Raw genomic sequence first — 25629 nt, 5'->3', positions numbered from 1 at the left:
GAAACGCAACGGCAAGGTGCGTTGCATTCCGGATCTCCCGTCCCGGGTCCCGCACGCCTGATCCTGTTCCAGCCGCGGACCTCGACCCAAGAATTTGCTCCGACCGGAGATTCAAATGAAAGACCTGCTCAATCTGTTCAACCAGCAGCGCGCCACGCCGGACTTCGACGCGATCAAGATCGCGTTGGCCTCGCCGGAGTTGATCCGCTCGTGGTCGTTCGGCGAAGTGAAGAAGCCGGAAACCATCAACTACCGCACCTTCAAGCCCGAGCGTGACGGCCTGTTCTGCGCCGCCATCTTCGGACCGGTGAAGGACTACGAGTGCCTGTGCGGCAAGTACAAGCGCATGAAGCATCGTGGCGTGGTGTGCGAGAAGTGCGGCACGGAAGTGACGCTGGCCAAGGTGCGCCGCGAGCGCATGGGCCACATCGAGCTGGCCAGCCCGACCGCGCACATCTGGTTCCTCAAGTCGCTGCCGTCGCGCATCGGCCTGATGCTGGACATGACGCTGCGTGACATCGAGCGCATCCTGTACTTCGAAGCCTTCGTGGTGATCGATCCGGGCATGACCGCGCTTGAGCGCGGCCAGCTGCTCAGTGAAGACCAGTACCTGGAAGCGACCGAAGAGCATGGCGACGAGTTCGATGCCCGCATGGGTGCCGAAGCCGTGTTCCACCTGCTGAAGTCGCTGGACCTGCCGGGCGAAGTCATCCGCCTGAAGGAAGAGATCACCTCGACCAATTCCGAGACCAAGCTGAAGCGGCTGACCAAGCGCGTGAAGCTGATCGAGGCGTTCCTCGAATCCGGCAACAAGCCGGAGTGGATGGTGCTGACCGTTCTGCCCGTGCTGCCGCCGGACCTGCGTCCGCTGGTGCCGCTGGACGGTGGCCGTTTCGCCACCTCCGACCTGAACGATCTGTATCGTCGCGTGATCAACCGCAACAACCGCCTGAAGCGTCTGCTCGAACTCAATGCGCCTGACATCATCGTGCGCAACGAGAAGCGCATGCTGCAGGAATCGGTCGATGCGCTGCTCGACAACGGCCGCCGCGGTCGTGCCATCACCGGCACCAACAAGCGTGCGCTGAAGTCGCTCGCCGACATGATCAAGGGCAAGCAGGGCCGCTTCCGCCAGAACCTGCTGGGCAAGCGCGTCGACTACTCCGGTCGTTCGGTGATCGTGGTCGGTCCGACCCTGCGCCTGCACCAGTGCGGTCTGCCCAAGAAGATGGCGCTTGAGCTGTTCAAGCCGTTCATTTTCGCCAAGCTGCAGGCGCGTGGCGAAGCCACCACCATCAAGGCGGCGAAGAAGCTGGTCGAGCGCGAGGAGGCCCAGGTCTGGGACATCCTCGAGGAAGTGATCCGCGAACATCCGGTCATGCTCAACCGCGCACCGACGCTGCATCGTCTGGGCATCCAGGCGTTCGAGCCGAAGCTGATCGAAGGCAAGGCGATCCAGTTGCATCCGCTCGTCTGTACGGCATTCAACGCCGACTTCGACGGTGACCAGATGGCCGTCCACGTGCCGCTGTCGATCGAGGCGCAGCTGGAAGCGCGCACCTTGATGATGTCGACCAACAACATCCTGTCGCCGGCGAACGGCGAGCCGATCATCGTGCCGACGCAGGACGTGGTGCTGGGTCTGTATTACCTGACCCGCGAGCTGATCAACGTCAAGGGTACCGGCATGATTTTCTCCGGCATTGGCGAGGCGCGTCGCGCCTACGACAATCGCGCCGTGGAGCTTCACGCCAAGGTCAAGGTGCGCCTGAAGATGGTGCACATTGCCGAAGACGGTACCCGCACGCATGAGACCAAGATCGTGGATACCACGGTCGGTCGTGCCTTGCTGGCGGAAATCCTGCCGGAGGGCCTGCCGTTCGAACTGGCCAACACCGAGCTGACCAAGAAGAACATCTCCCGTCTGATCAACTCCAGCTATCGCTTGCTGGGGCTGAAGGATACGGTCGTTTTCGCCGATCAGCTGATGTATGCCGGCTATCGCTACGCGACCCGCTCGGGCATCTCGATCGGCATCGACGACATGCTGATTCCCGACGAGAAGAAGCCGATTCTGGAAGAGGCCGAGAAGGAAGTCGTCGAGATCCAGCAGCAGTACCAGTCGGGTCTGGTCACCGCCGGCGAGCGCTACAACAAGGTGGTCGACATCTGGTCGCGCACCAGTGAACTGGTGGCGAAAGCCATGATCGACGGCATCGGCACCGAGAAGGTGAAGGACGTCGACGGCAAGATGGTCAACCAGAAGTCGATGAACTCGCTGTACATCATGGCTGACTCCGGCGCCCGTGGTTCGGTGGCGCAGATTCGTCAGCTGGCCGGCATGCGCGGTCTGATGGCTCGTCCGGACGGCTCGATCATCGAGACCCCGATCAAGGCCAACTTCCGCGAAGGCCTGAACGTGCTGCAGTACTTCAACTCGACCCATGGTGCTCGCAAAGGCCTGGCCGATACCGCGTTGAAGACGGCGAACTCCGGCTATCTGACCCGTCGTCTGGTCGACGTGGCGCAGGACGTGGTGATCACCATGGACAACTGCGGCACCGAGGAAGGCGTCATCATGCAGCCGATCGTCGAGGGCGGCGATGTGGTCGAGCCGTTGCGCGAGCGCGTGCTGGGTCGCGTGGTGGTCGAGGACGTCTACGCCCCCGGTGACGACGACGAGGCCATCGTCACCCGCGATACGCTGCTCAACGAGGCTCTGGTCGAGAAGCTCGACAAGGCCGGCGTGCAGATGATCAAGGTGCGTTCGCCGATTACCTGCGAAGCCCAGCATGGCGTGTGCAAGCTCTGCTACGGCCGCGATCTGGCCCGTGGTCATCTGGTCAACATGGGCGAGGCCGTGGGCGTGGTGGCTGCACAGTCGATCGGTGAGCCGGGTACCCAGCTGACCATGCGTACCTTCCACATCGGCGGTGCCGCTTCGCGTGCTGCTGCAGTGGACAACGTGACGGTGAAGACCACCGGCGCGCTGAAATACAACAACCTGAAGTCGGTGCAGCACAAGCAGGGTCACATGGTTGCGGTCTCGCGTTCCGGCGAACTGAGCGTGATCGACGCCAGCGGCCGCGAGCGCGAACGCTACAAGGTGCCTTACGGTGCCACCATCGCGGTCAAGGATGGTGCGCCGGTCAAGCCGGGCCAGACCGTGGCCAACTGGGATCCGCATACCCATCCGATCGTCACCGAAGTGGCCGGTGTGGTTCGCTTCATCGACTTCCTCGATGGCGTTACCGTGCAGAGCCAGACCGACGAACTGACCGGCCTGGAGTCGGCGGTGGTCACCGATCCGAAGCGTCGTGGTGCGCAGGCGAAGGACCTGCGTCCGATCGTGCGCCTGGAAGATGCCAAGGGTCGCGAGCTGAAGCTGCCGGGTACCGACATTGCCGCGCAGTACTTCCTGCCGGCCGGTGCGATCGTGTCGATCCAGAACGGTGCCGAAGTGGGCGTGGGCGACGTGGTTGCCCGTATCCCGCAGGAATCGTCGAAGACGCGCGACATCACCGGTGGTCTGCCGCGCGTGGCCGACTTGTTCGAGGCACGCAAGCCGAAGGAGCCGGCGATCCTCGCCGAGCGCTCCGGCATCATCAGCTTCGGCAAGGACACCAAGGGCAAGCAGCGTCTGGTGATCAAGGACGTCGACGGCAATGAACACGAGGAGCTGATTCCGAAGTGGCGCCAGGTCATCGTGTTCGAAGGCGAGCATGTGGAGAAGGGCGAAACCGTTGTCGACGGCGAGCCGAGCCCGCATGACATCCTGCGCCTGCTGGGTGTGGAGCCGCTGGCGTCGTACCTGGTCAAGGAAATCCAGGACGTGTATCGCCTGCAGGGCGTGAAGATCAACGACAAGCACATCGAGGCGATCATTCGTCAGATGCTGCGCAAGGTCGAGATCGTCGAGCCGGGTGACAGTCATTACCTGCGCGGCGAGCAGATCGAGCGCGTGCGCATCAACGGTGAAAACGACCGTGCGGAAGCCAAGGGCGAACGTCCGGCCGATTACCAGTCGATTCTGCTGGGTATCACCAAGGCCTCGCTGGCGACCGAGTCGTTCATTTCGGCGGCGTCGTTCCAGGAAACCACCCGCGTCCTTACCGAGGCGGCGGTTCGTGGCACACGCGACACCTTGCGCGGCCTGAAGGAAAATGTTATTGTCGGCCGTCTTATTCCGGCAGGTACAGGCTTGGCGTACCACGCATCGCGTCGTCGCCAGGGCGGTTTGTCCGCTTCGGAGCTGGAAACACTCTCCAGTTCCACGCCAGTGGCCTCGTTCGAGGCGCCGGTCGGTAGTGAAAACGGTGTCGAGTAAGCCCGTTCAGGGTATTGCTCGCTGACATACGAAATGAGGTGCATGGATGCACCTCGTGTTCGGGTCCAGGACGGCTGAGCGTTGGCTTGCCTATGGCAGGCTGCTCATGTTAAATTCCCGCTTCTTGGCAGACCGAGCTTGATCGGGCTGCCTTTATGTTTTCAGGAACAGCTACGCATGACGACAGTCAATCAGTTGGTGCGCAAGTCGCGCAGCCCCAAGACGTACAAGAGTGGCTCGCCGGCGCTGCAGAGCAGCCCGCAGCGTCGCGGTGTGTGCACGCGCGTTTACACGACCACCCCGAAAAAGCCGAACTCGGCCTTGCGCAAGGTTGCCAAGGTGCGCCTGACCAATGGTTTCGAGGTCATCAGCTACATCGGTGGTGAAGGTCACAACCTGCAGGAGCACTCGGTGGTGCTGATCCGCGGCGGTCGCGTCAAGGACCTTCCCGGTGTGCGTTACCACACGGTTCGCGGCAGCCTGGACTGCGCCGGTGTCACCAAGCGTCGTCAGTCGCGCTCGAAGTACGGCGCCAAGCGCCCGAAGAAATAATGTCGCGCGGCCCTCGCTGGCCGCTTTACAGGCGGGCAGGAATGTCCGCGAAAATAACGGACAACAAACATGTCGCGTAAAGGTTCACATCCCGCCCGTCTGGTTCTGCCGGACCCCAAGCACGGCAGCCAGCTGATCGCCCGTTTCATCAACATGGTGATGAAGAGCGGCAAGAAGTCGGTTGCTGAAAGCATCGTTTACGGTGCCCTGCAGCATATTGGCGAAAAGAATGCCGAGCCGGTGGCTCTGGTCGAAAAGGCACTGAACAACATCGCTCCGGCGGTCGAAGTGAAGTCCCGTCGCGTCGGTGGTGCCACTTATCAGGTGCCGGTTGAAGTGCGTGCGGGTCGCCGCATGGCGCTGGCCATGCGCTGGGTCATCGACGCAGCGCGCAAGCGCGGCGAGACCTCGATGCCGCGCAAGCTGGCTGCCGAGTTGCTGGAGGCTTCCGAAAGCCGCGGCGGCGCCGCCAAGAAGCGCGAAGAGACGCATCGCATGGCCGAAGCCAACAAGGCCTTCTCGCACTACCGCTGGTAAGTGCTGCATCCGTGCCGTCCTCATCGGCGGCACGGTTGGCTGATGGCTTCTCGCCTCGCCCATGACGGCAAAAAGGATCCGGCGCCCATGCCGGACTTTTCATAAAAGCTGCAGCCGGATGGCTGCGTGAATCCAGGGCAGGATCGCCCGATAAAGGTAGATATCCATGGCACGTACCACTCCCCTCACGCGCTACCGCAACTTCGGCATCATGGCCCACATCGATGCCGGCAAGACCACCACGACCGAGCGCATCCTGTTCTACACCGGTGTCAGTCACAAGATTGGCGAGGTGCACGACGGTGCAGCCACGATGGACTGGATGGAGCAGGAGCAGGAGCGCGGCATCACCATTACGTCGGCGGCAACGACGGCGTTCTGGAAGGGCATGGACGGCTCCATGGAGCAGCACCGCTTCAACATCATCGACACCCCGGGACACGTTGACTTCACCATCGAAGTCGAGCGTTCGCTGCGCGTGCTCGATGGCGCGGTGTTCGTGCTTTGCGCGGTCGGTGGCGTGCAGCCGCAGTCCGAGACCGTGTGGCGCCAAGCCAACAAGTACAAGGTGCCGCGTCTCGCATTCGTCAACAAGATGGATCGCACTGGCGCCAACTTCAACAAGGTGGTTGCCCAGCTGAAGGCGCGCCTGGGCGGAAACGCCGTGCCGATGCAGGTGCCGATTGGCGCCGAAGAGGGCTTCGAGGGCGTGGTTGACCTGCTCAAGATGAAGGCGATCATCTGGGACATGGAATCCCAGGGCATGAAGTTCGAATACCGGGAGATCCCGGCCGAGCTGGCTGATGAGGCTGCCGCGGCGCATGCGTTCATGGTCGAGTCGGCGGCGGAAGCCACCGAAGAGCTGATGAACAAGTACCTGGAAGGCGGCGACCTGAGCGAAGCGGAAATCATCGCCGGTCTGCGTCAGCGCACGCTGGCCAATGAAATCATCCCGATGTTCTGCGGTACCGCGTTCAAGAACAAGGGCGTGCAAGCCATGCTCGACGCCGTGGTCCAGCTGCTGCCGTCGCCGGCCGACCGTCCGCCGGTTGCCGGTGTCGACGAGGACGACAAGGAAGCCACGCGTCCTGCCGACGATGCCGCGCCGTTCTCCGCGCTGGCGTTCAAGATCATGACCGATCCGTTCGTGGGTTCGCTGACGTTCTTCCGTGTCTATTCGGGCATGTTGAATTCCGGCGACGCCGTCTACAACCCGGTCAAGAGCAAGAAAGAGCGCGTCGGCCGTATCCTGCAGATGCACGCCAACGAACGCCACGAACTGAAGGAAGTCCGTGCCGGCGACATCGCCGCCGCGGTGGGCCTGAAGGACGTGACGACTGGCGATACGCTTTGCGCACAGGATCACATCATCACGCTGGAGCGGATGGTGTTCCCTGAGCCGGTGATCTCGATGGCCGTCGAGCCGAAGACCAAGTCCGACCAGGAAAAGATGGGTATCGCGCTGGGCCGCCTGGCCGCGGAAGATCCGTCGTTCCGCGTGCGTACTGACGAGGAATCCGGTCAGACCATCATCTCCGGCATGGGCGAGTTGCACCTGGATATCCTGGTCGACCGCATGCGTCGCGAGTTCAACGTCGAGGCCAATGTCGGCAAGCCGCAGGTGGCCTACCGCGAGACGATCCGTACCAGCGACGTGAAGTCCGACTACAAGCACGCCAAGCAGTCCGGCGGCAAGGGTCAGTACGGTCACGTGGTGATCGAAATGTCGCCGATCAGCGACGCTGACCGTGCTGACGAGAAGATCGCGGCCGGTATCAAGGATGACTTCCTGTTCATCAATGACATCACCGGCGGCGTGATTCCGAAGGAATTCATTCCGTCGATCGAGAAGGGCCTGCGCGAGACGATCACCAGTGGTCCGCTTGCCGGCTTCCCGGTGGTGAACGTGAAGGCCAAGCTGGTCTTCGGTTCGTACCATGACGTCGACTCGTCGGAAATGGCGTTCAAGCTTGCTGCGTCGATGGCGTTCAAGCAGGGCTTCGCGAAGGCGAGCCCGGTGTTGCTCGAGCCGATCATGAAGGTCGAGATCGTCACCCCCGAGGATTACATGGGCGACGTGATGGGCGATATCAGCAAGCGCCGCGGCATGCTCACCGGTCAGGAAGACACGCCGTCGGGCAAGACCATCAATGCGGAAGTTCCGCTGGGTGAAATGTTCGGTTACGCGACCACGATCCGTTCGTTGACGCAGGGTCGGGCCACTTTCACGATGGAATTCGATCACTACGCCGAAGCGCCGAGCAACGTCGCCGAGCAGGTGATGAAGAAGGCGTAAGCCGTGCGATCTTTGTGATCGCGGTAGCAAGGATCAAGACGCGGCCGTTCATGGCCGTCGTCTCCAACGGCGCCCCTCCGTGGACGCATTATCAAATTTAAGTTCTCTCAGAGGTTTGAGTCATGGCAAAGGGTAAATTCGAACGCACCAAGCCGCACGTCAACGTCGGCACGATTGGTCACGTGGATCACGGCAAGACGACGCTGACGGCAGCGCTGACGAAGGTCGGTGCAGAACGTTTCGGTGGCGAGTTCAAGGACTACAGCGCGATCGACGCGGCGCCGGAAGAGAAGGCGCGCGGCATCACGATCTCGACCGCCCACGTGGAATACGAGTCGCCGAACCGCCATTACGCGCACGTCGACTGCCCGGGCCATGCTGACTACGTCAAGAACATGATCACCGGCGCAGCGCAGATGGACGGCGCGATCCTGGTGTGCTCGGCTGCTGACGGCCCGATGCCGCAGACCCGCGAGCACATCCTGCTGTCGCGTCAGGTCGGCGTGCCGTACATCGTGGTCTACCTGAACAAGGCAGACATGGTGGACGACGCCGAGCTGCTCGAGCTGGTCGAAATGGAAGTGCGCGAGCTGCTGTCGAAGTACGACTTCCCGGGCGACGACACCCCGATGATCCACGGTTCGGCCAAGCTGGCGCTGGAAGGCGACCAGAGCGAGATCGGCGTGCCGTCGATCATCAAGCTGGTCGAAGCGCTGGACAGCTACATCCCGGAGCCGGTGCGTACGATCGACAAGCCGTTCCTGATGCCGGTGGAAGACGTGTTCTCGATCTCGGGCCGCGGCACCGTGGTGACCGGTCGTATCGAGCGCGGCATCATCAAGGTCGGCGACGAAATCGAAGTGGTCGGCATCCGCGACACGCAGAAGACCACGGTCACCGGCGTGGAAATGTTCCGCAAGCTGCTGGATCAGGGTCAGGCGGGCGACAACGCCGGTCTGCTGCTGCGCGGCCTGAAGCGTGACGACGTCGAGCGTGGCCAGGTGCTGGCCAAGCCGGGCACGATCACCCCGCACACCGATTTCGAAGCCGAAGTCTATGTGCTGTCAAAGGACGAGGGTGGCCGTCATACGCCGTTCTTCAAGGGCTACCGTCCGCAGTTCTACTTCCGCACGACCGACGTGACGGGCGCCTGCCAGCTGCCGGAAGGCGTGGAGATGGTGATGCCGGGCGACAACGTGAAGATGGTGGTGAGCCTGATCCATCCGATCGCGATGGACGAAGGCCTGCGTTTCGCCATTCGCGAAGGCGGCCGTACCGTCGGCGCCGGCGTGGTGGCCAAGGTCATCAAGTAATCGTCTGACCGGACGCGGGGTTCCTCCGGGAGCTCCGCGTCTGCCGCCCGTTCCGGGTGGCTGAGTGAAGGGTTCTGGCGCTGATTGCGGAGCCTCTTCACTATTGCAAAATTTGCAGGTATACTTCGCAGCTCACTAGTCGGACAGACATGTTCTGGACGACCTACCGCGAAATGAGGCGCAGGAAGCGCTTCGAGTTCGCTGGCCTTGGAATGGCCCTCGCAAGTCGACGTGATCACGGGACAAGTCCTGTAGACACGTCATTTTTTGCGCGAGATTCGAATTGTGCCAGGCGAGCTGTTGCAAGCTCGCCTGGTGTTTTTAGCAGAGGCCGTGCGATTTGTTGGTGGCCTCTGGTGTGGTGGCAAAGGGTAGTGCGAGGCGGTGAGAAGCCGTTTCGTTTCACATTACGTTCTTTAGACAACAGGACACGGTTATGGCGAACCAGAAGATTCGGATTCGGCTGAAAGCGTACGATCATCGACTGATCGACCGCTCGGCCAGCGAGATCGTCGAGACGGCTAAGCGCACGGGTGCCACGGTACTCGGCCCGATCCCGCTCCCGACCAAGATCGAGCGTTACACCATTCTGACGTCGCCGCACGTCGACAAGGATGCGCGCGACCAGTACGAGACCCGTACTCACAAGCGTGTGCTCGACATCGTCGACCCGAACGACAAAACCGTGGACGCGCTCATGAAGCTTGATCTCGCCGCTGGCGTCGATGTTCAGATCAAGCTCGGTTGAGCGACAGACAGGATACGAATATGAGTATCGGATTGGTTGGCCGCAAATGCGGCATGAGCCGGCTCTTCACTGAAGATGGCCGCTCGATTCCGGTGACGCTGATTGAAGCGACGCCGAACCGGGTGACCCAGCTGAAGACGGACGATAATGATGGCTACAGCGCCGTCCAGGTTTCCGCCGGCACCAAGCGCGCGAATCTGCTGACGCAGCCGCTGAAGGGCCACTACGCGAAGGCGAAGGTTGAGCCGGGTCGTGGTTTGTGGGAGTTCCGTGTGTCTGCCGACGATCTCGGCAAGTACACCGTGGGTGCCGAGATCAAGGCTGACGACGTGTTCACCGTCGGCCAGATCGTCGATGTCGCCGGCGTGTCCAAGGGCAAGGGCTTCCAGGGCACGATCAAGCGCTGGAACTTCAAGATGGGTGATGCCACCCACGGTAACTCGCTGTCGCATCGCGCGCCGGGCTCCATCGGTCAGCGCCAGACTCCGGGTCGCGTGTTTCCCGGCAAAAAGATGTCCGGACATATGGGTGCGGTCAACCGCACGCAGCAAGGTCTGGAAGTGGTCAAGGTCGACGTCGAGCGTCACCTGATTGCGGTGAAGGGCGCGGTACCGGGTGCAACCGGTGGCGACGTCATCATCCTTCCGACGACCAAGGGTTGAGGAGAGACGCCATGGAACTCAATGTTATTGGCGCCAAGCCGCTCAGCGTGTCCGATGAAGTGTTCGGCGGTGAGTACAAGAAGGCCCTGGTCCATCAGGTCGTGATCGCCTATCAGGCGGCCGGTCGTGCAGGCACCCAGTCGCAGCTGTCGCGCGGCGAAATGTCCGGTACCACCAAGAAGTTCAAGAAGCAGAAGGGCGGTGGCGCCCGCCACGGTGACTATCGCGCCCCGATCTTCGTGGGTGGTGGTCGCACGTTCGCAGCCAAGCCGCGCAGCTACGAGCAGAAGGTCAACCGCAAGGCTTATCGCGTTGCGATCCGTTCGATCTTCTCCGAGCTGGCTCGTCAGGGTCGGTTGAAGGTCGTCGAGAGTTTCGGCATCGATACGCCGAAGACCTCCGCGATGGTGGCCAAGCTGGCCGAGCTGGAAGTTTCCGGTCGCGTGCTGCTGGTTTCCGAGGATGCGTCCGAGTCGGTTTTCCTGGCTGCGCGGAACATTCCCTACATCCATGTGCTGGACGTGATGGGTATCAACCCGGTCAGCCTGGTCGGTTCCGACCATGTGGTGATGACGGTTGATGCTGTGAAGAAGGTCGAGGAGTGGCTGGCATGAACAACGAACGCATTCTCGATACGCTGCGCGCGCCGCACATCTCCGAGAAATCGGCGCGTCTGGCCGAGCACAATCAATACGTATTCGTGGTCGCCCCGACCGCAACCAAGGCCGATGTCCGTGCTGCCGTGGAGAAGCTGTTTGACGTGTCCGTCAAGCAGGTCAACCTCGTCAACACCAAGGGCAAGGTCAAAGCTTTCCGCCAACGCGCTGGCAGCCGCCAGGGCAAGCGCAAGGCCTACGTGCGTCTTGCCGATGGCCAGACCATCGACGTCGCCGCCAAGGCCTGAGCCAGGAGTTCTGTGAGATGGCACTAATCAACCACAAGCCGACCTCGCCGGGTCGCCGTGACGCAGTCAGCGTCAAGACGGAAGGGCTGTACAAGGGCGCGCCGTACGCGGCGTTGACCGAGTCGCAGTCCCGCACCGGCGGTCGCAATCACCACGGTCGCATCACCGTGCGTCATCGCGGCGGCGGTCACAAGCAGCATTACCGCATCATCGATTTCAAGCGCGACAAGGAAGGCATCGCCGCCCGCGTCGAGCGTATCGAATACGATCCGAACCGCACCGCGCATATCGCGTTGCTGTGCTACGCCGATGGCGAGCGCCGTTACATCATCGCGCCGAAGGGCGTGAAGGTGGACGATCGCCTGGTGTCCGGTCGTGACGCGCCGATCAAGGCGGGCAACTGCCTGCAGCTGCGCAACATCCCGATGGGCAGCACGATTCACTGCATCGAACTGCGTCCCGGCAAGGGCGCGCAGATCGCACGCAGCGCTGGCGCCTCGGTGCAGCTGGTGGCACGCGAGTCCGGTTACGCCACGCTGCGTCTTCGCTCCGGCGAGATGCGTCGCGTGTCGGTTGACTGCCGCGCAACCATTGGCGAAGTCGGCAATGGCGAGCACAGCTTGAAGAAGCTGGGCAAGGCCGGCGCCAAGCGTTGGCTGGGTATTCGTCCGACCGTTCGCGGTGTGGTGATGAACCCGGTCGACCATCCGCACGGTGGTGGTGAAGGCAAGACTTCAGGTGGTCGTCATCCGGTCAGCCCATGGGGTACGCCGGCCAAGGGCTACAAGACCCGTAACAACAAGCGCACGCAGCAGTTCATCGTGCGTCGTCGTACCAAGTAACAGGAAACCGACATGCCTCGTTCTCTGAAGAAAGGTCCGTTCGTCGACCTTCACCTCGTGAAGAAGGTGGAAGCTGCGGTTTCCGCCAACAACAAGCGCCCGATCAAGACCTGGTCGCGTCGCTCGATGATTCTGCCGGAAATGGTCGGCTTGACCATCGCCATCCATAACGGCCGTCAGCACGTGCCCGTTCTGATCAACGAGAACATGGTCGGGCACAAGCTCGGCGAGTTCGCGGTGACCCGGACGTTCAAGGGCCATGTCGCCGACAGGAAGGGCAAGTGATGAGCACTGAAGCCAAAGCGATCCTGCGTGGCGCCCGCATTTCGGCGCAAAAGGCACGCCTGGTGGCTGACCTCGTCCGCGGGCTTCCCGTGGGTCGGGCCAGCGACGTGCTCACCTTCACCAACAAGAAGGCTGCTCACCTTGTCCGCAAGGTGCTGCTGTCGGCCGTCGCCAACGCCGAGAACAATCTCGGTGCTGACGTCGACGAGTTGAAAGTGGCCAGCATCTTCGTTGACGAAGGTCCGGCGATGAAACGCATGCATGCCCGCGCCAAAGGCCGCGGTTCGCGCATTCTCAAGCGCACCAGCCACATCACTGTGGTTGTTGGTAACTGACCGAGGATATAGACGATGGGTCATAAAGTTCATCCCACCGGTATCCGCCTCGGCATTGCCAAGGATTGGAACTCGAAGTGGTTCGCCAACAAGCGTGATTACGCCAAGTATCTCGTGGCCGATATCAAAGTCCGCGACATGCTGAAGAAGAAGCTGGCTGCTGCCGGTGTCTCCCGTATCCAGATCGAGCGTCCGGCCAAGACCGCACGCGTGACGATTCACACCGCCCGTCCGGGCGTGGTGATCGGCAAGAAGGGCGAGGATATCGAGAAGCTGCGCAAGGAAGTCAGCGACATGATGGGCGTTCCGACGCACATCAACGTCAACGAAGTGCGCAAGCCGGAGCTCGACGCCCAGCTGGTGGCCGAGTCGATCGCGCAGCAGCTCGAGCGCCGCATCATGTTCCGCCGCGCGATGAAGCGTTCGGTCGGCAACGCGATTCGTCTGGGCGCGCTGGGTATCAAGATCAACGTTTCCGGTCGTCTGAACGGTGCCGAGATCGCCCGTTCCGAGTGGGCTCGCGAAGGTCGCGTGCCGCTTCACACTCTGCGTGCGGATATCGATTACGGCACCGCCGAGGCGAAAACCACCTACGGCATCATCGGCATCAAGGTCTGGATCTACAAGGGCGAGATCTTCGATCTGGCCGCAGCCAGCCAGGAGTCGAAGGACGAGCCGTCGCAGCCGCGCCGCGAAGGTGGCGAAGGTCGTCGTAATGATTCGCGTCGCGAGGCCGGTGACGGCCGTCGCGAGCGGTCTGCGAAGTAAGGAGAGTTGCCATGTTGCAACCTAAGCGAACCAAATACCGCAAGCAGTTCAAGGGCCGCAACGACGGTCTGGCGCAGTGCTCCAATCTCGTCAGCTTTGGCGAGTACGGACTGAAGGCAACGACCCATGGCGCGCTCACCGCACGTCAGATCGAAGCCGCGCGTCGTTGCATCACCCGCTTCGTCAAGCGTGGTGGCAAGTTGTGGATCCGCGTGTTCCCCGACAAGCCGATCACCAAGAAGCCCATCGAAGTCCGCATGGGCGCCGGCAAGGGCAGCGTCGAGTTCTGGGTCGCTCCGATCCAGCCCGGTCGCATGCTCTATGAAATCGAGGGTGTCGACGAGTTGACGGCTCGCGAGGCGTTCCGCCTGGCCGCCGCCAAGCTCTCGGTGCAGACTCAGTTTGTGACACGGGCGGTGATGTGATGGCCAGCAAAGATATCAACAACCAGTCGGCCGACGAGCTGAAGCAGCATCTGCTGGACCTGCGCAAGGAGCAGTTCAATCTGCGCATGCAAAAGGGTTCCGGCCAGCTCACCCAGCCGCACCAGCTGCGCCGCGTTCGGCGCGACATCGCCCGCACGAAGTTCGTGCTCGGCAGCAAGAAGTAAGGGACGGCCGACATGAGCGACAACCAGATTCAAGCAGAAGCGAAGAAGGCGCGTACCCTCGAGGGTCGCGTCACCAGCAACAAGATGGACAAGACGGTTACCGTCCTGGTCGAGCGTCAGGAGCAGCATTGGCTGCTCGGCAAGATCATTCGTCGGTCGACCAAGTTGCATGCGCAGGACGACCTGGGTGCGAACGAGGGTGACCTCGTGCGTATCGCCGAGTGCCGTCCATTGTCCAAGACCAAACATCACCGCGTGGTTGAGATCATCACGCGCGCCAACGTCTAAGGGAGGGTGCAGACATGATCCAGATGCAAAGCACGCTTTCCGCAGCGGACAACAGCGGCGCGAAGGAATTGATGTGCATCAAGGTGCTCGGCGGCTCCAAGCGCCGTTACGCCGCGATCGGCGACGTCATCAAGGTCACCGTGAAGGATGCGATTCCGCGCGGCAAGGTCAAGAAGGGCGAAGTGTATAATGCCGTGGTGGTTCGCACCGCCAAGGGCGTTCGCCGTCCCGATGGTTCGCTGATCCGTTTCGACGGCAATGCAGCGGTCCTCCTCAACAACAAGCTCGAGCCGATCGGTACCCGTATTTTCGGGCCGGTTACCCGCGAGCTGCGCAGCGAGAAGTTCATGAAGATCGTCTCGCTCGCGCCCGAAGTGCTCTGAGCGGAGATCACATAATGAACCGTATCCGAAAGGGTGATCAGGTGCTCGTGATCACCGGCAAAAACAAGGGTCAGCGCGGCGACGTGCTGCGTGTTGCAGGCGAGCGTGTGTTCGTCTCCAACGTGAACCTGGTCAAGCGTCACACCAAGCCGAATCCGCAGGCCAATCAGGCCGGTGGCATCGTCGAGCGTGAGGCCTCGATCCATCTCTCCAATGTGCAGCTGTTCAACCCCGCCACGAACAAGGGTGAACGCGTCGGCACCAAAACGCTCGAAGATGGGCGCAAGGTCCGCGTGTTCCGTTCGAATGGCGAGGTCGTGGACGCGTAAGGAATCACGATCATGACCCGCCTCGAAAATTTCTACAAAGAGCAGGTAGTCGCCAAGCTCACTGAGCAGTTCGGCTACCAGAACGTGATGCAGGTTCCCCGCATCACCAAGATCACGCTGAACATGGGCGTGGGCGAAGCTGCCGGCAACAAGAAGGTGCTCGAGAACGCCGTGGCCGACATGGCCAAGCTCTCGGGCCAGAAGCCGATCACGACGAAGGCCCGCGTTTCGGTGGCCTCGTTCAAGATCCGCGACGGCTGGCCGATCGGTTGCAAGGTGACCTTGCGCCGTGCCCAGATGTTCGAATTCCTTGATCGACTGATCAACATCTCGTTGCCGCGCGTGCGCGACTTCCGCGGTGTGTCGGCGAAGGCGTTCGACGGCCGTGGCAACTACAACTTCGGTATCAAGGAACAGATCATTTTCCCTGAGATCGACTTCGACCAGGTTGACGCGCTGCGCGGCATGGATATCTCCATTGCCACCACCGCCAAGACCGACGAAGAGGCGAAAGCCCTGCTGGCAGCGTTCAGCTTCCCGTTCCGTAACTGATAGGCGTTATCCATGGCCAAGACATCAATGGTGAACCGCGATATCAAGCGGACCAAACTCGTCGAGAAGTTCGCTGCCAAGCGCGCCGAACTGAAGGCGATCGTGCTGAGCCCCAAGTCCTCCTACGAGGAAAAGATGGAAGCCCAGGCGAAGCTGCAGAAACTGCCGCGCGACGCCAGCCCGGTGCGCCAGCGCACTCGTTGCGCACTGACCGGTCGTCCGCGTGCTGTCTACGCGAAGTTCGGGCTCGGCCGCAACAAGCTTCGTGAAGCGACCATGCGCGGTGACGTGCCGGGTCTGCGCAAAGCCAGCTGGTAAACCAACGTTCCGCACCGACCGAGAGGGCAACGCCCCTCTCGGCCGAGTGGCCGGTTGCAGCATCCGCTGCAGCCGCTGGATGCGACTACCGCATCGCTATTCGCTAAAACCTGAAAATGCTGTTATAGTCGGCGGTCTGCGCAACGCAGTCTGGCGTCTTGCCAGCTCACAATTTGATTGATTTCCGGTTTTCTCGGATATCGGTGCACTCTGAAGGATGTTTTCATGAGCATGACTGATCCCATCGCCGATCTGTTCACGCGTGTTCGCAATGCCCAGGCCATGGGCAAGCCGACCGTGCGTATGCCGTCGTCGAAAATGAAGGTGGCGATCGCCGACCTTCTCAAGAACGAGGGCTACATCCTCGACGCCAAGACTTCCGCCGAGGAAGGCAAGCCGGTGCTCGAGATCAAGCTCAAGTATTTCGAGGGCCAGCCGGCCATCGAACGCATTTCCCGTGTCAGCCGCTCCGGCCTGCGTGTGTATCGCGGCAAGGACGAGCTGCCGAAGGTCCTCGGTGGCCTGGGTATCTCGATCATCTCGACTTCCGCTGGTCTGTTGACCGATGCGCAGGCCCGTGCCAAGGGCTTGGGCGGCGAAGTCATCGGCCAAGTGGCATAAGGAGTCTTTCGATGTCACGTGTTGCCAAACAACCCATTTCCCTGCCCAAGGGCGTCGAACTGACCGTCAACGACGATCAGATTTCGGTGAAAGGTCCGAAGGGCACCTTGACCGTCCACCATCTGCCGGGCGTCACCGTCGCGGTGGACAACGGTGTGGCGAACATCAGCCTCGACGAGGGCGCCGACGACAAGTTCGGCGGCACCGCTCGCGCGCTGCTGGCGAACATGGTCACCGGAGTGTCCACCGGCTACGAGCGCAAGCTTGAGCTGGTCGGCGTCGGCTACCGCGTTTCCATGGCCGGCAAGTCGCTGAACCTGAGCCTGGGCTTCTCTCACCCGGTGGTCTTCGAGGCGCCGGAAGGCGTCACGATCGAGACCCCGACGCAGACCGAGGTCCTGATCAAGGGCGCGGACAAGCAGGTGGTCGGTCAGGTTGCTGCGAAGATCCGCGGTTTCCGTCCGCCCGAGCCGTACAAGGGCAAGGGCGTGCGTTACTCCGGCGAGAAGATCAACCTGAAGGAAGCCAAGAAGGCCTAAATGCGCTGTCCCTGCGCGTAGATCCTGGTCATCCATGGCCAGACTCTCACCAAACGCAGGTAACAGACATTCCGTGCCGATCCGCTTTCGAGGAATACAGAAATGAACAAGAACGAAAATCGCCTGCGTCGCGCCAAGTCCACTCGTTGCCACATCCGCAAGCTGGCTGTCGCCCGCCTGTCGGTGCATCGCACGGGCCAGCACATCTACGCGCAGGTGTTCGATGCTTCCGGCGTGAACGTGGTGGCTGCTGCCTCCACCGTGCAGAAGTCGGTTGCCGAAGGTCTCAAAGGCACCAAGAACCTGGCGGCTGCTGCGGCGGTGGGCAAGGCAGTGGCAGAGCGCGCCATGGCGGCAGGTATCGAGTCGGTCGCATTTGACCGTTCGGGCTTCCGTTTTCACGGTCGCATCAAGGCACTGGCCGAAGCGGCTCGCGAAGCTGGTCTGAAGTTCTAAGTAGCACCGGGTCGGGTTCGCCCGATTTCCGCAGCGTCACCTAAAACTCCAAGCGGCTCAGCCGCAAGCAAAGTCCCGGTTCGCTGGGCACATGGAAAAGAACATGTCTTCTACCGATCGCGAAAATTCCGACGGCCTGCTGGAAAAGTTGATTGCCGTCAACCGTGTGGCCAAGACCGTAAAGGGTGGCCGCCAGATGAGCTTCACCGCACTGACCGTTGTCGGTGATGGCGAAGGCAAAGTGGGTTTTGGTTATGGCAAGGCGCGCGAAGTGCCGGTGGCCATCTCCAAGGCCATGGAGCGCGCCCGTCGCCAGATGGTCGACATCGAGCTCAATAACGGTACGTTGTGGTACGCCGTCAAGGCGAACCACGGCGCTGCCCGCGTCTACATGCAGCCGGCTTCCGAAGGTACCGGTGTGATTGCCGGTGGCGCCATGCGTGCCGTGCTGGAAGTGGTTGGTGTGAAGAACGTACTGGCCAAGGCCGTGGGTTCGCGCAATCCGATCAATCTGGTGCGCGCGACGATCAAGGGCCTGCAGGCGGTTGCCTCTCCCAAGAAGATCGCCGCCAAGCGTGGCAAGACCCTGGACGAGGTGTTGGGCAATGGCTAAGAAGAACGAAACCGCCGCCGCCACGGTGCGCGTGCGTCTGGTCAAGGGTCTGCGCGGTGTGCAGGCGCGTCATCGCCTGAGCGTCAAGGCGCTGGGTCTGGGCAAGATCAACGATGTCCGCGAGCTGAAGGACAGCCCGCAGGTTCGCGGCCTGATCAACACGGTCTATTACCTGGTCCGGGTCGAGGAGTAATCATCATGCGTTTGAATGACATTCAGCCGGCCGCCGGTTCGCACAAGACGCGTCTGCGCGTTGGTCGTGGTATCGGTTCGGGCATGGGCAAGACTGCGGGTCGCGGTCACAAGGGCCAGCATGCCCGTGCCGGTGGTACCCACAAGTTCGGTTTTGAAGGCGGCCAGATGCCGCTGAATCGCCGGATGCCCAAAGTGGGCTTCCGTTCGAAGAAACAGGCCGAGAGTCAGGAAGTTTTCCTGTATCAGCTGGCCAGCCTCAAGGTTGACGTGATCGACGTCGTTGCGCTGCATCAGGCTGGCCTGATCAACAGCCGCGCGAAGCGGGTCAAGGTCGTCCTCAAGGGTGAAATCGGTCGCGCGGTGAAGTTGTCTGGTTTGCTGGCTACCGCCGGCGCCAAGGCAGCCATCGAGGCGGCCGGCGGCAGCGTGGAGTAATCCGGTGGCAGCAGCCAAGGGCAACGCACTCGGCAAGCTCGGCAAACTCACGGAGCTTCGCCAGCGCATCTTTTTCGTGATCGGTGCGTTGGTGGTGTTCCGGCTCGGTTCGTTCATTCCGGTTCCCGGTGTCAACCCCGAGGCGATGACCAGCCTGGTCAGCGGCAACGGCCTGATGGACATGTTCAACATGTTCTCCGGCGGCGCACTGGCGCGGTTTTCGGTGTTCGCACTCGGCGTCATCCCGTACATCTCGGCATCCATCGTCTTCCAGATGATGGGCGCGGTGGTGCCAAGCCTGCAGAGCCTCCGCAAGGAAGGCGAAGCCGGCAAGCGCAAGATGACGATGTATACGCGTTATGCCACGGTGGCACTGGCGGCCTTCCAGTCGTTTGGTATCGCGATGGCGCTGCAGGGTCAGGTGGCAGCAGGCGGCGCTCCCGTCGTTTACACGCCCGGCTTCGGTTTCATCATGTCGTCGGTGGTGGGGCTTACCGCAGGCACGATGTTCCTGATGTGGCTCGGCGAGCAGATGACGGAGCGGGGCGTCGGCAACGGCATTTCGCTGCTGATCTTCGCCGGTATCGTCGCCGGTCTGCCCGGGGCGGTGGTGCATACGCTCGGCATGGCCAGCAACGGTGAGTTGTCGCTGATCAAGTTGCTGATGGTGTTCGGCCTGGCGCTTTTAGTGACCGCTTTCGTGGTGTTCATGGAGCGGGCGCAGCGACGGATCACGGTGAATTACGCGCGACGGTCTGGTGGGCAGAAGGCCTACATGAACCAGAGTTCGAATCTGCCGTTGAAGATCAACATGGCGGGCGTGATCCCGCCGATCTTCGCCTCGAGTCTGCTGATGTTTCCGGCGACCGCGGTGAGCTGGTTCAGTACCGGGCAGCAGTCGCGCTGGGTGCAGGACCTGGTGCAGGCGCTGAGTCCGGGCAACCCGTTGTACGAGATTGTTTTTTCGGTATTGGTGATCGGTTTTGCGTTCTTCTACACCGCGATCGTGTTCAACGCGGATGAGACGGCCGACAACCTCAAGCGGTCGGGTGCCCTGATTCCGGGTATTCGTCCGGGCAAGGGCACGGCCAACTACATTGATGCGGTGATGACTCGTCTGACCGGTGTCGGTGCGTTGTATCTGGTACTGGTGTGTCTGGTGCCATCGTTCATGCAGAACGCCTGGCATGTGCCGTTCTATTTCGGTGGCACGTCGCTGCTGATCGTGGTGGTGGTGGTGATGGACTTTACCTCTCAGGTGCAGGCGCACCTGGTCAGTCACCAGTACGAAAGTCTGCTCAAGAAGGCCAATCTGCGTCGCAACTAGTGGCTGCTGGTGCGAGTGTGGCGTTGGTCAAGGTAGGAAGCTGGCGGCGCTTCGGTGTCGCAGGGCTTTCCAGTCAGGGTAATTCAGGTTAAAATTGCGCGTTTACCGCGCACGAAACGCATCGGAGAAGTACATCATGGCGCGCATCGCGGGTGTCAATTTGCCGGTCCAGAAGCATGTCTGGGTTGGTCTGCAGAGTATTTTTGGTATCGGCCGCAGCCGAGCCAAGCAAGTCTGCGTGGATGCTGGCGTGGTTCCGACCACCCAGATCAAGTCCCTCAGTGAAGGCGAGGTGGAGAAGATCCGCCACGAGATCGCCAAGTACACCGTCGAGGGCGATCTTCGCCGCGAGGTGGGCATGGCTATCAAGCGCCTGATGGACTTGGGTTGCTACCGTGGCCTGCGCCATCGTCGTGGCCTGCCGGTGCGCGGCCAGCGCACGCGTACCAACGCACGTACCCGCAAGGGTCCCCGTCGCGCGATCAAGAAGTAACGGATTCCGAATATGGCTAAGCCGGTTAAAACCAAGAAGAAGATCAAGCGCGTTGTCACGGATGCCGTGGCGCACGTGCAGGCCTCCTTCAACAACACCATCGTCACCATCACCGATCGCCAGGGCAATGCCTTGTCGTGGGCCACTGCCGGCGGCGCCGGTTTTCGTGGCTCGCGCAAGTCGACCCCGTTCGCAGCGCAGGTTGCGGCCGAGAAGGCTGGCCGCGCCGCAGGCGACTACGGCGTGAAGACGGTCGAAGTGCGCATCAAGGGCCCAGGCCCGGGTCGCGAGTCGGCCGTGCGTTCGCTGAATGCGCTCGGTTACAAGGTGTTGAACATCATCGACGTCACGCCGATTCCGCATAACGGCTGCCGTCCCCCCAAGAAGCGTCGAGTCTAAGGAGTAACCCATGGCCCGTTATCGTGGAGCTACCTGCAAACTCGCCCGTCGCGAGGGTGCGGATCTCAGCCTGAAGAGCCCGGCGCGTGCGCTGGATTCGAAGTGCAAACTGGAAAACAAGCCCGGCCAGCATGGCGCGAACAAGCGCATGCGCATGTCCGACTATGCCGTGCAGTTGCGCGAGAAGCAGAAGGTCAAGCGCATCTACGGTGTGCTTGAACGTCAGTTCAGCAACTACTACACCAAGGCGACCACCCTCAAGGGCAACACCGGTGAAAACCTGTTGCGTCTGCTTGAGAGCCGTCTGGACAACGTCGTCTATCGCATGGGTTTTGCGGTCACCCGCGCCCAGGCCCGTCAGCTGGTTGCCCACAAGGCGATCATGGTGAACGGCAAGAAGGTGAACATTCCTTCTTATCAGGTTCGTCCGGGCGACGCGATCGCGTTGACCGAAAAGGGTCGCAGCCAACTGCGTGTGCAGGAAGCGGCAACCGTGTTCGACACCATGGACTTGCGTCCGATCTGGGTCGAAGTGGATTCCAAGAAATTCGAAGGTACGTTCAAGTCGGTGCCGGATCGCGGTGATCTGCCGTCCGACATCAATGAAGCGTTGATCATCGAGCTTTACTCGAAGTAATTACCGGAGCTCTGCATGGCAGTTTCGTCAACTAGTGTGCTGCGGCCGCGTGGCCTCAGCGTCGAACAGCTCGGAGCCAACCGCGCCAAAGTGGTGGTCGAGCCGCTCGAGCGTGGCTTCGGCCACACCCTGGGCAACGCGCTGCGACGCGTGCTGCTCTCCTCGATCCCTGGCAGTGCCATCGTCGAGGTCGAAATCGATGGCGTGTTGCATGAATACACGACCCTGGAAGGTCTGCAGGAGGACGTGATCGAAGTCCTGCTGAACCTCAAGGACGTGGCCATTCGTCAGCATACCGGCGATGAAGTCACCCTGACCTTGTCCAAAAAGGGCAAGGGCGTGGTCACGGCCGGCGACATCGTCGTCGACCACTCGGTGGAAATCATCAACCCCGAGCATGTGATCTGCCACCTGACCAAGGACATCGCACTCAACATGCGGTTGAAGGTGCGTCGCGGCGTCGGCTATCAGCCGGCCAGCGCTCGCCAGCATCCGGATGACGAGGCACGTCCGATCGGTCGCCTGCAGCTGGATGCGTCGTTCGCGCCGGTGTTGCGCGTGGCTTACGAAGTGGACGCCGCTCGTGTCGAGCAGCGCACCAACCTCGACAAGCTGGTGCTGGACATCGAGACGAACGGCACCATCGGCGCTGAAGACGCAGTCCGCAAGGCTGCCGAGATCATCAACGACCAGCTGTCCGTGTTTGGTGACTTCTCGCGTCGCGAGAGCGCCACCGACAAGGCGGAAAAGAGCGGCTTCGATCCGTTGCTGCTGCGTCCGATCGATGATCTGGAGCTCACCGTGCGTTCGGCGAACTGCCTGAAGGCCGAGAGCATCTACTACATCGGCGATCTGGTGCAGAAGACCGAAGTGGAGCTGCTGAAGACGCCGAACCTTGGCAAGAAGTCGTTGACGGAAATCAAGGACGTGCTGGGCGGGCGTGGTCTCGCACTCGGCATGAAGCTTGAGAACTGGCCGCCGCCGGGTCTGTCGCACGGCATGCAGCTGGGTTGATTGAGGTTCGCGGTCACTCGTGACCGCCGTGTACCGGCTTGCTGGCGAGGTTGAGTTTCGGCTCTCTCGCCAGTCGCCAAAGGCGGCCACCCTGGCCGCCGCGTTTTTTTGGTGATCCCTTTGATCGCCGTGTCGTTTCGGTGTGACGGGCAGGGGTCTACCTGCTCCGTCAACCGCCAGGTCGGTCATTCAGGACCGAACCTCCAACAAGGGCCCGGTAGAAAAAGGCTCCTCATAGCGGGTAACCGCGGGAATCCGGACACAAGCGCCGGTTTTTCATAACAACAGACAGAGAATCAGTCATGCGCCATCAAAAATCCGGACGCAAACTCAATCGCACCAGTTCGCATCGCGAAGCGATGTTCAAGAACATGGCCTCGTCGCTGATCAAGCACGAACTGATCCGCACCACCCTGCCCAAGGCGAAAGAGCTTCGCCGCGTGGCGGAGCCGCTGATCACCTTGGCCAAGAACGATGGTGTTGCCAATCGTCGTCTCGCTTTTGCGCGCCTGCGCGACAAGGAAGCGGTCGGCAAGCTGTTCGTCGAACTGGGACCCCGTTACAAGGAGCGCCCCGGTGGTTACCTGCGTATCCTGAAGTGCGGCTTCCGCCCTGGCGACAATGCGCCGATGGCGTATGTCGAGCTGGTCGGTCGTCCGCAGGTCGAGGCCGTCGACGCCGAGTAAGTCGCTCAGACTGAAACGCGCAGGTCTGCATCATCGAAGCCCGGCCGGGAAACCAGCCGGGTTTTTTGTGCGAGATTCACCCGTTGGCGAGTCGATTTGAAACGTTTCCGCCGGACGGGCTGACAGCGCCACGGCGAACCGGTAAGGTCACGGTTCCGCAACGCAACAAAGTGCCATGAACCCATTCCGCTGGTCTTATCGCGTCACCTTTTTCGTCGGCTTCCTGATCTGTGCCGCATTGCTGGCGTTCGCGCTCTACGCAGAGTACGGATTGGGCATGACGCCCTGTCCGTTGTGCATCTTCCAGCGCATGGCCTTCCTCGTCATGGGCTTGTTCTTCCTGCTCGGTGCCATTCATGCGCCGCGCGGCAAGGGCCGTTGGGTTTATACCGGGGTGGTGCTGGCCGGTGCGGTGGGCGGCATCATCACGGCCGGTCGCCATCTGTGGCTGCAAAGCCTGCCTGCCGATCAGGTGCCTTCGTGCGGCCCTGGCTTGGGTTACATGCTGGACGCCTTCCCGTTCGCGAAAATGTTGAAGCTGGTATTCACTGGTTCCGGTGAGTGTGCGCAGGTGGAGCCCATCCTCGGTCTGCCCATGCCTCTGTGGAGTCTGCTGTGGTTCGTCGTGTTGGCGTTGCTTGCCGTGCTGGCGACGTGCCGCCGGGCCGTTTCGAAGTGAATGCTTCAGCCGCTGTCGGGAATTCGCAATGACTCAAGCTGCACCGAACGTCTTCGATTCCAGAGACTGGGAGCCGGCCTCATGGCAACGGCACGAAGCGCTGCAACAGCCCCGCTACGACGACCCCGAAGAACTGGCGCAGGCCACCACCGAACTTGCGCGCCTGCCGCCACTGGTGACTTCATGGGAGGTGCTGGCGCTGAAGCAGGCGCTGGCCGAGGCCCAGGACGGGTCGCGCTTTCTGCTGCAAGGCGGTGATTGCGCGGAGAGCTTTGCCGATTGCAGCAGTCCGGTCATCTCCAACCGCCTGAAGGTGCTGTTGCAGATGAGCCTGGTGCTGGTGCACGGGTTGAAGAAGCCGGTGCTGCGCGTGGGCCGGTTCGCCGGGCAATACGCGAAGCCGCGCTCCACGGACGAGGAAACCCGTGACGGCGTCAGCCTGCCGAGCTTCCGCGGCGATCTGGTGAACGGCCCTGAGTTCACCGCGGCCGCGCGGCGTCCTGATCCACAGCGGATGATCAAGGCGCATGCACATTCGGCGCTGACGATGAACTTCGTGCGGGCGCTGATCGACGGCGGTTTTGCCGATCTGCGTCATCCGGAATACTGGGACCTGGCCTGGGTGGAACATTCACCCCTGGCCGCTGAATACCGCCAGATGGTGTCGGCCATTGGTGATTCGTTGCGCTTCATGGAAACGCTGGCTGGCCCGATCGGCGGCTTCTCCAGGGTGGATTTCTTCACCTCGCACGAGGCCTTGCTGTTGCACTACGAGGAGGCGCTGACACGCGAAGTGCCGCGCAATCCGGGCTGGTTCAACCTGTCCACGCATTTCCCGTGGATCGGCATGCGCACGGCGGCGCTGGATGGCGCACACGTGGAGTATTTCCGCGGCATTCGCAATCCGATCGCGGTCAAGGTGGGACCCACGGTAACGCCGGATCAGCTGTTGCCGTTGATCGACGCGTTGAATCCGCACGACGAGCCGGGCCGGCTGACCTTGATCCACCGCATGGGCAACGCCAGGATCGCGACGGCACTGCCGTCGCTGCTCGAAGCGGTGAAGCGGGACGGACGCAAGGTGTTGTGGGTGGCCGATCCGATGCACGGCAATACCGAAAGCACGTCGAACGGTTACAAGACCCGGCGTTTCGACAACATTCGCGGCGAACTCGACCAGGCGTTCGATATCCACGCGGCGGCTGGTACGCGGCTGGGCGGCGTGCATCTTGAGCTGACCGGTGAGGACGTCACCGAATGCACGGGAGGCGCGCGCGGCTTGTCCGAACGCGACCTCGAACGAGCCTACAAGTCGATGGTCGATCCGCGCCTGAACTACGAGCAGTCGCTGGAGTTGGCGATGCTGATCGTGCGCAAGTCGGTGGGCAGCCCTTGAGGTGGAGGCGATGACATCTGTCATCGCCAGTTGCTGGCATGACGCACTGACACGCGCCGGCGGTCGGCACGAGACTGGTGCGTACCGATC

The 25629-nt window shown here is 61.6% G+C and carries 34 protein-coding genes; all 34 read left to right on the top strand.

Annotated features, from left to right (window positions below):
• The first annotated feature begins 115 nt into the window (after positions 1-115).
• The 34 genes from rpoC (at position 116) to ACVWWQ_RS06020 (ending at position 25539) form a co-directional block, all read left to right on the top strand.
• Positions 116-4327, top strand: coding sequence for a DNA-directed RNA polymerase subunit beta' (rpoC, locus tag ACVWWQ_RS06185; RefSeq protein ID WP_099654062.1), 4212 nt, complete (start codon positions 116-118; stop codon positions 4325-4327).
• A 177-nt stretch (positions 4328-4504) separates the two neighbouring features.
• Entirely contained in the window at positions 4505-4879 is a 375-nt protein-coding gene (gene rpsL, locus ACVWWQ_RS06180; RefSeq protein ID WP_007810190.1) for a 30S ribosomal protein S12, read from the top strand.
• 69 nt (positions 4880-4948) lie between these two features.
• The gene (gene rpsG / locus ACVWWQ_RS06175) at positions 4949-5416 is read left to right on the top strand and encodes a 30S ribosomal protein S7 (protein ID WP_099654063.1); all 468 of its coding nucleotides are present in this window, start codon (positions 4949-4951) and stop codon (positions 5414-5416) included.
• 166 nt (positions 5417-5582) lie between these two features.
• The gene (gene fusA / locus ACVWWQ_RS06170; protein WP_099654064.1) at positions 5583-7712 is read left to right on the top strand and encodes an elongation factor G; all 2130 of its coding nucleotides are present in this window, start codon (positions 5583-5585) and stop codon (positions 7710-7712) included.
• A gap of 122 nt (positions 7713-7834) precedes the next feature.
• Positions 7835-9025 carry an elongation factor Tu gene (tuf, locus tag ACVWWQ_RS06165; RefSeq protein WP_099654055.1) on the top strand — a complete coding sequence of 397 codons (1191 nt, stop codon included), beginning with the start codon at positions 7835-7837 and terminating at the stop codon, positions 9023-9025.
• A gap of 436 nt (positions 9026-9461) precedes the next feature.
• Positions 9462-9773, top strand: a complete 312-nt coding sequence (rpsJ, locus tag ACVWWQ_RS06160) for a 30S ribosomal protein S10 (protein WP_007082173.1) — start codon at positions 9462-9464, stop codon at positions 9771-9773.
• A 20-nt stretch (positions 9774-9793) separates the two neighbouring features.
• Complete coding sequence (gene rplC / locus ACVWWQ_RS06155; protein WP_133951204.1) at positions 9794-10435, top strand: 50S ribosomal protein L3; 642 nt, start codon at positions 9794-9796, stop codon at positions 10433-10435.
• An 11-nt stretch (positions 10436-10446) separates the two neighbouring features.
• A complete protein-coding gene (gene rplD / locus ACVWWQ_RS06150) occupies positions 10447-11049 on the top strand; it encodes a 50S ribosomal protein L4 (protein WP_099654067.1) in 603 nt (200 codons plus the stop codon).
• Positions 11046-11339: a 50S ribosomal protein L23 gene (gene rplW / locus ACVWWQ_RS06145; protein WP_099654283.1), complete on the top strand. Its 294-nt coding sequence runs from the start codon at positions 11046-11048 to the stop codon at positions 11337-11339. The genes rplD and rplW overlap by 4 nt, the downstream gene beginning before the upstream one ends.
• Positions 11340-11356: 17 nt before the next feature.
• Positions 11357-12181 carry a 50S ribosomal protein L2 gene (rplB, locus tag ACVWWQ_RS06140; RefSeq protein ID WP_099654068.1) on the top strand — a complete coding sequence of 275 codons (825 nt, stop codon included), beginning with the start codon at positions 11357-11359 and terminating at the stop codon, positions 12179-12181.
• 12 nt (positions 12182-12193) lie between these two features.
• Positions 12194-12466, top strand: coding sequence for a 30S ribosomal protein S19 (gene rpsS, locus ACVWWQ_RS06135; RefSeq protein ID WP_099654069.1), 273 nt, complete (start codon positions 12194-12196; stop codon positions 12464-12466).
• A complete protein-coding gene (rplV, locus tag ACVWWQ_RS06130) occupies positions 12466-12801 on the top strand; it encodes a 50S ribosomal protein L22 (RefSeq protein WP_099654070.1) in 336 nt (111 codons plus the stop codon). The genes rpsS and rplV overlap by 1 nt, the downstream gene beginning before the upstream one ends.
• 15 nt (positions 12802-12816) lie before the next feature.
• Positions 12817-13569, top strand: a complete 753-nt coding sequence (gene rpsC, locus ACVWWQ_RS06125; protein ID WP_099654071.1) for a 30S ribosomal protein S3 — start codon at positions 12817-12819, stop codon at positions 13567-13569.
• 11 nt (positions 13570-13580) lie between these two features.
• Entirely contained in the window at positions 13581-13994 is a 414-nt protein-coding gene (gene rplP, locus ACVWWQ_RS06120; RefSeq protein WP_056386829.1) for a 50S ribosomal protein L16, read from the top strand.
• Positions 13994-14179 (top strand): 50S ribosomal protein L29, encoded by a 186-nt coding sequence (gene rpmC, locus ACVWWQ_RS06115; protein ID WP_007808194.1) that lies wholly within the window; start codon positions 13994-13996, stop codon positions 14177-14179. The genes rplP and rpmC overlap by 1 nt, the downstream gene beginning before the upstream one ends.
• A gap of 12 nt (positions 14180-14191) precedes the next feature.
• Complete coding sequence (rpsQ, locus tag ACVWWQ_RS06110) at positions 14192-14467, top strand: 30S ribosomal protein S17 (protein ID WP_099654072.1); 276 nt, start codon at positions 14192-14194, stop codon at positions 14465-14467.
• A gap of 14 nt (positions 14468-14481) precedes the next feature.
• On the top strand, positions 14482-14850 hold the full coding sequence (gene rplN / locus ACVWWQ_RS06105; RefSeq protein ID WP_007513359.1) for a 50S ribosomal protein L14: 369 nt from the start codon (positions 14482-14484) through the stop codon (positions 14848-14850).
• An 11-nt stretch (positions 14851-14861) separates the two neighbouring features.
• Positions 14862-15179, top strand: coding sequence for a 50S ribosomal protein L24 (gene rplX, locus ACVWWQ_RS06100; RefSeq protein ID WP_199107522.1), 318 nt, complete (start codon positions 14862-14864; stop codon positions 15177-15179).
• A 9-nt stretch (positions 15180-15188) separates the two neighbouring features.
• A complete protein-coding gene (gene rplE, locus ACVWWQ_RS06095) occupies positions 15189-15731 on the top strand; it encodes a 50S ribosomal protein L5 (protein WP_199107524.1) in 543 nt (180 codons plus the stop codon).
• A 12-nt stretch (positions 15732-15743) separates the two neighbouring features.
• Positions 15744-16049 carry a 30S ribosomal protein S14 gene (rpsN, locus tag ACVWWQ_RS06090; RefSeq protein WP_099654074.1) on the top strand — a complete coding sequence of 102 codons (306 nt, stop codon included), beginning with the start codon at positions 15744-15746 and terminating at the stop codon, positions 16047-16049.
• A 225-nt stretch (positions 16050-16274) separates the two neighbouring features.
• Positions 16275-16670 carry a 30S ribosomal protein S8 gene (rpsH, locus tag ACVWWQ_RS06085; protein ID WP_099654075.1) on the top strand — a complete coding sequence of 132 codons (396 nt, stop codon included), beginning with the start codon at positions 16275-16277 and terminating at the stop codon, positions 16668-16670.
• Positions 16671-16681: 11 nt separating this feature from the next.
• Positions 16682-17209 (top strand): 50S ribosomal protein L6, encoded by a 528-nt coding sequence (gene rplF, locus ACVWWQ_RS06080; RefSeq protein WP_099654076.1) that lies wholly within the window; start codon positions 16682-16684, stop codon positions 17207-17209.
• Positions 17210-17311: 102 nt separating this feature from the next.
• Positions 17312-17665: a 50S ribosomal protein L18 gene (gene rplR / locus ACVWWQ_RS06075; RefSeq protein ID WP_099654077.1), complete on the top strand. Its 354-nt coding sequence runs from the start codon at positions 17312-17314 to the stop codon at positions 17663-17665.
• Positions 17666-17768: 103 nt separating this feature from the next.
• The gene (gene rpsE / locus ACVWWQ_RS06070) at positions 17769-18278 is read left to right on the top strand and encodes a 30S ribosomal protein S5 (protein WP_007808187.1); all 510 of its coding nucleotides are present in this window, start codon (positions 17769-17771) and stop codon (positions 18276-18278) included.
• A complete protein-coding gene (rpmD, locus tag ACVWWQ_RS06065) occupies positions 18271-18471 on the top strand; it encodes a 50S ribosomal protein L30 (protein WP_099654078.1) in 201 nt (66 codons plus the stop codon). The genes rpsE and rpmD overlap by 8 nt, the downstream gene beginning before the upstream one ends.
• Positions 18471-18908, top strand: a complete 438-nt coding sequence (rplO, locus tag ACVWWQ_RS06060; RefSeq protein ID WP_199107526.1) for a 50S ribosomal protein L15 — start codon at positions 18471-18473, stop codon at positions 18906-18908. Before rpmD ends, rplO begins: the two co-directional genes overlap by 1 nt.
• A 4-nt stretch (positions 18909-18912) precedes the next feature.
• On the top strand, positions 18913-20235 hold the full coding sequence (gene secY / locus ACVWWQ_RS06055) for a preprotein translocase subunit SecY (RefSeq protein ID WP_133951202.1): 1323 nt from the start codon (positions 18913-18915) through the stop codon (positions 20233-20235).
• A gap of 136 nt (positions 20236-20371) precedes the next feature.
• Entirely contained in the window at positions 20372-20728 is a 357-nt protein-coding gene (rpsM, locus tag ACVWWQ_RS06050) for a 30S ribosomal protein S13 (protein WP_056764196.1), read from the top strand.
• Between the two features lie 12 nt (positions 20729-20740).
• Positions 20741-21127 (top strand): 30S ribosomal protein S11, encoded by a 387-nt coding sequence (gene rpsK / locus ACVWWQ_RS06045; protein WP_007513384.1) that lies wholly within the window; start codon positions 20741-20743, stop codon positions 21125-21127.
• Positions 21128-21137: 10 nt separating this feature from the next.
• Entirely contained in the window at positions 21138-21764 is a 627-nt protein-coding gene (gene rpsD / locus ACVWWQ_RS06040) for a 30S ribosomal protein S4 (RefSeq protein ID WP_099654081.1), read from the top strand.
• 15 nt (positions 21765-21779) lie between these two features.
• Positions 21780-22778 (top strand): DNA-directed RNA polymerase subunit alpha, encoded by a 999-nt coding sequence (locus tag ACVWWQ_RS06035; protein WP_056386812.1) that lies wholly within the window; start codon positions 21780-21782, stop codon positions 22776-22778.
• Between the two features lie 302 nt (positions 22779-23080).
• Positions 23081-23464: a 50S ribosomal protein L17 gene (rplQ, locus tag ACVWWQ_RS06030; protein ID WP_099654083.1), complete on the top strand. Its 384-nt coding sequence runs from the start codon at positions 23081-23083 to the stop codon at positions 23462-23464.
• 175 nt (positions 23465-23639) lie between these two features.
• Complete coding sequence (locus ACVWWQ_RS06025) at positions 23640-24143, top strand: disulfide bond formation protein B (RefSeq protein ID WP_133951200.1); 504 nt, start codon at positions 23640-23642, stop codon at positions 24141-24143.
• Positions 24144-24171: 28 nt separating this feature from the next.
• Positions 24172-25539 carry a class II 3-deoxy-7-phosphoheptulonate synthase gene (locus tag ACVWWQ_RS06020; protein ID WP_099654085.1) on the top strand — a complete coding sequence of 456 codons (1368 nt, stop codon included), beginning with the start codon at positions 24172-24174 and terminating at the stop codon, positions 25537-25539.
• Positions 25540-25629 lie beyond the last annotated feature (90 nt).

Source organism: Rhodanobacter sp. TND4EL1 (genome assembly GCF_054061035.1).
This window is presented reverse-complemented; position numbering and strand designations above follow the sequence as displayed.